Below are 6,105 nucleotides of genomic sequence, written 5' to 3' on the forward strand. Positions count from 1 at the left end.
GACAGCAGACGGTCGTAGAGGGTGGTCGCGGCGGGGCGGTCGCCGGAGAGTTCCAGGTGGGCGGCCGCCTGGAGGAGGAGGGCCTCGGTGTCCTCGGGGTACAGATCGGCGGTCCGCTGCAGGCGGGCCGCTTCGGCGGCGTGGTCGACGTTTTCGGCGGGCGTGTCGGGGCGCATGGGGGACACCGTACTGCCGGATGGTGACATAAGTGAGGTATCCGCAGGCCAGGTGGCTGGGACGCCTGACCCGTTCACGAGGGCCGGGAGCCGCCCGGGCGCCCTTCGTATAACCTCGGATCCGATGCTGTGCGCATGCGGGGGAGGGGAGTTGGCGTGATCCGTGGCCGGGTCGGTCCGCGTTCCTTCGTCGCGCTGCTGCCTCTTCTGCTGCTGCCGGTCGTCCTGCTCGACACCGGTGGCCTCTTCGCGACCGTCGCCGTCGCGCTTGCCGCCACCGCCGCCGGGGCCGCGCTCGTCGTCTGCGCGGTGCTGGCCTCGCGGTGCGTGCCGGCCGTGGCGCCCACCCGGGTGCGTACGGCCATGCGTGACCGGGCCCTCCGTACGGCCTTCCTGCCGCAGCGGGATCCCGATGCCGCCGGCCGGCGCCGGCCCAGGGCGCCCGGGTGCGTCCTCCCGGCGACCGCCGCGTAGGGCACGCACCGCTCACCTCACCTCGTGACCCCGCGCGGGTCGTCATGCCGTCATCACGTCGCCACGTCATCACGTCGCCACGTCATTTCGACATACCGGCATCCCGGCATACCGGCATCCCGGCATACCGACGTTCCGACATCCCGACGTTTCGACATCCCGACGTTTCGACATTCCGTACGTCCGGCACGACGAGACCCCCGGAGGGCTCACCCATGTCCGTTTTCGCCGGCCTGGTCGAGCGGCTCGCCGACCTGCTCCAGCCGCTGTTCCACGCCTCCGCGGCCGCCGCCGCGATCGTCCTGTTCACCGCGTTCGTACGGCTCCTCGTCCATCCCCTCTCCCGGGCCGCCGCGCGCGGGCAGAAGGAGCGGGCCGCGTTGCAGCCGAGGGTCGACGAGCTGCGGAGGAAGTACCGGAGGGACCCCGAGAGGCTGCAGAAGGCCGTGCTGGAGCTGCACGCCGAGGAGAAGGTGTCGCCGCTGTCGGGCTGCCTGCCGAGCCTGTTGCAGCTGCCCGCCTTCTTCCTGCTCTACCACCTGTTCTCCAGCACGTCGGCGGGCGGCGGCGACGGGCTGCTCAGCCACCGGCTGCTGGCCGCGCCGCTCGACGGGCGGTGGGCCGACGCGCTCGCGCAGGACGGTGTGTTCGGGGCCGCGGGGGTGGTGTACCTGGGGCTGTTCGCGGTGGTGGGCCTGCTGGCCACCTTCAACTTCCTTCGGACCAGGCGGAGTCTGGTCGACGTGGGTGCCGTCGGCAGGGTCATGCCGTTCATGTCCTTCTTCACCCTCGTCACCGTGGCCGTGGTGCCGCTGGCCGCCGCGCTGTACGTGGTGACCAGTACGGCGTGGAGTGCGGTCGAGCGGGTCGTGCTGTATCGATGAGGTCCAGTACGTGGTCGAGCTGGAGATCGAGGGGCTGGGGCGGCAGCGGCAGGAGCTGAAGCCGGCCTGACCGGGACCGCTTCCTCAGCCCAGGGTGATCCTGGCGGCCACCGGCAGGTGGTCGCTGCCGGTGGCGGGCAGGGTGCGGAGGTGGGTGACGGAGGCCGAACGGGCCATGACCTGGTCGATCCGGGCCAGGGGGAAGGCGGCGGGGAAGCTGAGGGCGAGGCCTCGTCGCGCCACGTTCATCCGGGAGGTCAGCGGGGCCAGACCGCGGTCGTCGACCGTGCCGTTGAGGTCACCCAGCAGGATCACCGTGTTCAGCTTCTCGGCGGCGACGGCCTCGCCCAGCAGGCCGGCGCTCTCGTCGCGCCGGCCGGACGCGAGGCCGCTCGCCCGGACGCGGACCGAGGGCAGGTGCGCGACGTACGCGGCGATCTCGCCGTGCGGCGTGCGGACCACGGTCCGCAGACCGCGGCTCCAGTCCTCGGTGATGTCCTCGGGCTTGATGTCCAGCAGCCGGGTGCCGGTCAGCGGGTGCTTCGACCAGAGCCCGACGGTGCCCCGGACCGCGTGGTACGGGTACTCCGGGGCGAGGGCCCTCTCGTAGACCGACAGTGCCGGGGGCACCAGCTCCTGGAGCGCGATGAGGTCGGGCCCGGCGTCGGCCAGGGCGCGGGCCGTGCCCGCCGGGTCGGTGTTCTCGTCGCTGACGTTGTGCTGCACCACGAGCAGGTCGTGTGCGCCGGACTCCGGCGCGGGCAGGAGCAGGCCGCCGAAGAGGTACGTCCAGGCCGCCACCGGCAGGAGCAGGGCCACCAGCGCGAGGGCCGAACGGCGCAGCAGCGCCAGGACGAGCAGCACCACGACCACCAGGCCGAGCCACGGCAGGAACGCCTCCAGCAGACTGCCCAGGCGGCCCACGGAGTTGGGCACGGCCCGGTGGAACGCCAGCAGCCCGGCCGTCAGCACCGCGAGCGCGGCGAGCACCCGCCCCCGCGTCCACCGGTGCGCCGCCGCCTTCACCGTCGGCGCCGCACCGCTGTCCGCCCGCGCCTGCTCCACCACGGCTCTCCGCCCCCGTCCCCTTGACCGACCTCACCTCCCAGGACGATCTCCCAGGCGGATCAGTTTCCGGAGGTCATCCCAGCAGGGAGGCCAGCCTGCGCCACTCCTGCCTCGGCAGGGCGTCGCGCGGGCCGTCGGTGACCACCTGGAGCGCCACGTGGTCCGCGCCCGCCGCGCGGAACGCCTCGACGCGCTCGCGGATGCGGGAGTCCTCGCCCCAGGCGAACAGCGCGTCGACCAGGCGGTCGCTGCCGCCGTCGGTGACGTCGGACTCGGTGAAGCCGAGACGCAGGAAGTTGCTGGTGTAGTTGGGCAGTTCCAGGTAGGGGGCGAGGTAGGCGCGGGCCACCGTGCGGGCGCGGGCCGGGTCGGTCTCCAGGACGACCTTGAACTCCGGCGCCAGCAGGGCTGCCTCGCCCAGCGCCTCGCGGGCCTGCGCGGTGTGGTCCGGCGTGCCCAGGTACGGGATCGCGCCGGCCGCCCGGTCCCGGGACAGCCCCAGCATCCTCGGGCCGAGGGCGGCGAGCACCCGGCGCCCGGCGGGCACGCCGCCCTTGCCGGACCGGTCGAGCTCGTCGAGCCGGTCCAGGTAGCCGACCATCGTCGAGTACGGCTTCCGGTACTGCTCCACGCGCGGGCCGTGGCTCACTCCGAGGCCCAGGACGAAGCGACCGGGGTGGGCGGCTTCCAGCTCGGTGAACTCGGCCGCGGTGTCGGCGGGGTCCTGCTGCCAGATGCTCTGGATGCTGGTGCCGACGACGATCCGCCGGGTCGCCTCGATCAGCGGAGCGGCGTTGCGGGCGGTGCTGTTGCCGCCCAGCCAGACGGCTCCGTAGCCCAGTTCCTCCAACTCGGCCGCCGCCTCGGCGAGTTCGCCGCGCCGGGCCGCGTCCTCCGAACGCAGGCCGATGCTCCAGATGCCGTACCGGCCGACGGTCTCCCGCAACGGGCGCGAAGGGTGCAAAGGGTCTGCTGTGTCGCTCATCGGTTCCGATCCCTCCGGACGGGGTGGGTGCTGTCCCTGATCGTCACGCGTACAGCACGTCCCAACCGGAGGGCGTCCCGGGATAATTCCCGGCTTCCCCCAGGAGGACCAATTCCGTTCCGGGAACCGCTCCGGTGGGGGCCGTCCGGCGCCGGACGGCCCCCGGGTAGGCTCATCGTGAGCAAAGGACTGCCGGTGGCCGCGATGCTGGAAATCCGTCACGTCGTGGACGACGCGACGAGCGACTGGACCTCACGTGCCTACCTTGGCTTCGTCGCGGTCCTGGCGATCTGGGCGTCGGCCGCGGGCCTCGGCCTGGTGGAGGACCCTCGCGGGACGGCCCGGTTCCTGGCCGTCATCCTCTGCATGCCCTGGACGCTCGTGGTGTTCGTGGTGGTGTGGCTGAGCCACGTCGAGGAGTGGCTGCTGGGCTACAGCTTCTCCTTCGAGTCGCCCGCCTGGCTCTTCGAACCGCTGTGGACGGTGTTCTGGCCGGTGGCGGCCCTCGCGAACGCCGGGATCATCGCCGCCCTGTCCCGTTCGGTCTCCCGCCGGCCCGGCGCCTCCCCCTTCCTGGTCCCGATGGGCCTGCTGGCGTTCTTCGCGTTCATCGCGCTGCTCTGGCGCGTCTGAGCCCGGGCGTCAGGCCTGGTCCCGCCGCACGCCCTCGCTCAGGAACCGCTCCAGTGCCTCCACCGCCATCCGGTGGTCCTCCAGCTGCGGCAGACCGGAGACCGTCACCGCGCCGATCACGCCCGCGCCCTCGACGTTGATCGGGAACGAGCCGCCGTGGGCCGCGTAGAGGTCCGGGTCCAGGCGGGAGGAGTCCTCGAAGGTCGTGCCCTTGGCCCGGAAACGGGCGCCGACCAGGTAGGAGGCGGAGCCGTAGCGCTCCACCACCCGGCGTTTGCGGGTGATCCAGGCGTCGTTGTCGGGGGTGGAGCCGGGCAGGGCCGCGTGGAAGAGCTGCTGGCCGGCGCGGTGGATGTCGATGGCGACCGGGGCCCGGCGCTCGCGGGCCAGGCCGACCAGCAGGGAGCCCAGGGCCCAGGCGTCGTCGTGGGTGAAGCGGGGGAGGACCAGGCGGCGTTCCTGGGCCTCCAGCTCCTCGATGCTCGGGGTGGTCCGCGTGTCGCCGCTCGTCACAGCTTCACCGCCACGCCGTCGCGGGCCGAGCGGCGGGCCGCTTCCAGGACGTCGAGTGCGGCGGCCGCCTCCCGGGCGGTCACCGGGTTCGGGGCGCCCTCGCGCAGGGCGGCGGCCACGGCGGCGTAGTACGCCGGGTAGTCGCCGGGCAGGGTCGGTACGGGGCGGCCGCCGCCGGTCGGCGGGGACTCTCCGGCGCCGACGCGGCCCCACATCGACTCGTCCTCCGTTCCCCAGCCGGCTGCCGTGTCCGGTCGCCCGCCCTCCCGCAGTGCCGCCTCCTGCGGGTCCAGGCCGTACTTCACGTAGCCCGCCTGCGAGCCCAGCACCCGGAAGCGCGGGCCGAGCTGGGCGGCCGTGGCGGAGACGTGGAGGTGGGAGCGGACGCCGTTCGCGTGGGTGATCGCGATGAACGTGTCGTCGTCGGCCTCGGCGCCGGCGCGGCGGACCACCGACTCGGCGTACACCTGGGTGGCCGGGCCGAACAGGACCAGGGCCTGGTCGACCACGTGGCTGCCGAGGTCGTACAGCAGACCTCCGATCTCCTCCGGATCGCCGGACTCCCGCCAGCCGCCCTTCGGCTTCGGCCGCCAGCGCTCGAAGCGGGACTCGAACCGCCACACGTCACCCAGCCCGCCCTCGGCGAGCAGCTTGCGGAGGGTGAGGAAGTCGTTGTCCCAGCGGCGGTTCTGGAAGACGGACAGGAGCAGGCCGCACTCCTCGGCCAGGGCCGCGAGGCCCCGCGCCTCGGCTGCCGTACCGGCGATCGGCTTGTCCACGACGACCGGCAGGCCCGCCTTCAGGGCGGTGGTGGCGAGCGGGACGTGGGTCTTGTTCGGGGAGGCGACGACGATCAGGTCCAACTCGCCTGCGCGGGCGAACAGTTCGTCGGGGGCGGCGACGGTGCGGACGTCCGGGAACTGCGCCCGGGCCTGTTCCTGACGCCGTGGGTTCGAGGTGACGACCGTGTCGAGGGCCAGGCCCTCGGTCGCGGCGATCAGCGGGGCGTGGAAGACGGAGCCGGCGAGGCCGTAGCCGACGAGGCCCACGCGGAGGGGGGTGCCAGTCATGGTCCTACTTTCGCAACGCTGTTGCCGAAGTGCAAGCGTGGGGTCAGTATGGGGGCGTGAGCAGCAGCAGGAGGAGTGGGACGGACGGCGTGACGGTCTCGGGGACGGCGGAGCGACGGGCGCACGCCGGGGTGAACCTGCCCGCCCTGCGCAGCCACAACGCCGCGCTGGTGCTCGACCTGCTGCGCGGGTCGGGTGCGGAGGGGATCAGCCGGCTGGAGCTCGCCGAGCGGACCGGGCTCACCCCGCAGGCGGTCAGCCAGATCACCGCGCGGCTGCGGGAGCGGGGGCTCGTCGCGCAC

8 protein-coding genes are annotated in these 6,105 nt (G+C 73.2%); 4 read left to right on the plus strand and 4 right to left on the minus strand.

All coding sequences use genetic code 11. The annotated features are described in order from the left end of the window. Positions 1-311 precede the first annotated feature (311 nt). Together C1I97_RS29025 and C1I97_RS29030 are read left to right on the plus strand one after the other, a co-directional pair. Positions 312-650, plus strand: coding sequence for a DUF6412 domain-containing protein (locus tag C1I97_RS29025; RefSeq protein WP_111006096.1), 339 nt, complete (start codon positions 312-314; stop codon positions 648-650). Between the two features lie 215 nt (positions 651-865). After that, positions 866-1,534 carry a YidC/Oxa1 family membrane protein insertase gene (locus tag C1I97_RS29030; RefSeq protein ID WP_111006091.1) on the plus strand — a complete coding sequence of 223 codons (669 nt, stop codon included), beginning with the start codon at positions 866-868 and terminating at the stop codon, positions 1,532-1,534. Positions 1,535-1,618: 84 nt separating this feature from the next. Here C1I97_RS29030 and C1I97_RS29035 read toward each other — a convergent pair whose 3' ends face one another. Both C1I97_RS29035 and C1I97_RS29040 read right to left on the minus strand, forming a co-directional pair. Then, positions 1,619-2,560 (minus strand): endonuclease/exonuclease/phosphatase family protein, encoded by a 942-nt coding sequence (locus C1I97_RS29035; RefSeq protein ID WP_441349164.1) that lies wholly within the window; start codon positions 2,558-2,560, stop codon positions 1,619-1,621. A 115-nt stretch (positions 2,561-2,675) separates the two neighbouring features. Further along, a complete protein-coding gene (locus C1I97_RS29040) occupies positions 2,676-3,587 on the minus strand; it encodes an LLM class F420-dependent oxidoreductase (protein WP_111006092.1) in 912 nt (303 codons plus the stop codon). A gap of 177 nt (positions 3,588-3,764) precedes the next feature. Between C1I97_RS29040 and C1I97_RS29045 the strand changes: the two genes are divergently transcribed. Further along, positions 3,765-4,220, plus strand: coding sequence for an SCO4225 family membrane protein (locus tag C1I97_RS29045; RefSeq protein ID WP_146608322.1), 456 nt, complete (start codon positions 3,765-3,767; stop codon positions 4,218-4,220). 9 nt (positions 4,221-4,229) lie between these two features. On the opposite strand, the gene C1I97_RS29050 is transcribed toward C1I97_RS29045, so the two are convergent. Further along, positions 4,230-4,733 (minus strand): heme-degrading domain-containing protein, encoded by a 504-nt coding sequence (locus C1I97_RS29050; protein ID WP_111006094.1) that lies wholly within the window; start codon positions 4,731-4,733, stop codon positions 4,230-4,232. Further along, positions 4,730-5,803, minus strand: a complete 1,074-nt coding sequence (locus C1I97_RS29055; protein ID WP_111006095.1) for a Gfo/Idh/MocA family oxidoreductase — start codon at positions 5,801-5,803, stop codon at positions 4,730-4,732. Before C1I97_RS29055 ends, C1I97_RS29050 begins: the two co-directional genes overlap by 4 nt. A gap of 89 nt (positions 5,804-5,892) precedes the next feature. Here C1I97_RS29055 and C1I97_RS29060 point away from each other — a divergent pair. After that, a partial coding sequence (locus C1I97_RS29060; RefSeq protein WP_146608323.1) for a MarR family transcriptional regulator occupies positions 5,893-6,105 on the plus strand: 213 nt, incomplete at its 3' end.

Origin of the sequence: Streptomyces sp. NTH33, from assembly GCF_003236365.1 — a bacterium.
GTDB lineage: Bacteria > Actinomycetota > Actinomycetes > Streptomycetales > Streptomycetaceae > Streptomyces.

Coding starts and splice junctions, on each gene's coding strand:
- C1I97_RS29025 (WP_111006096.1), top strand. CDS start 312: ATGCGGGGGAGGGGAGTTGGCGTGATCCGTGGCCGGGTCGGTCCGCGT.
- C1I97_RS29030 (WP_111006091.1), top strand. CDS start 866: ATGTCCGTTTTCGCCGGCCTGGTCGAGCGGCTCGCCGACCTGCTCCAG.
- C1I97_RS29040 (WP_111006092.1), bottom strand. CDS start 3,587: ATGAGCGACACAGCAGACCCTTTGCACCCTTCGCGCCCGTTGCGGGAG.
- C1I97_RS29055 (WP_111006095.1), bottom strand. CDS start 5,803: ATGACTGGCACCCCCCTCCGCGTGGGCCTCGTCGGCTACGGCCTCGCC.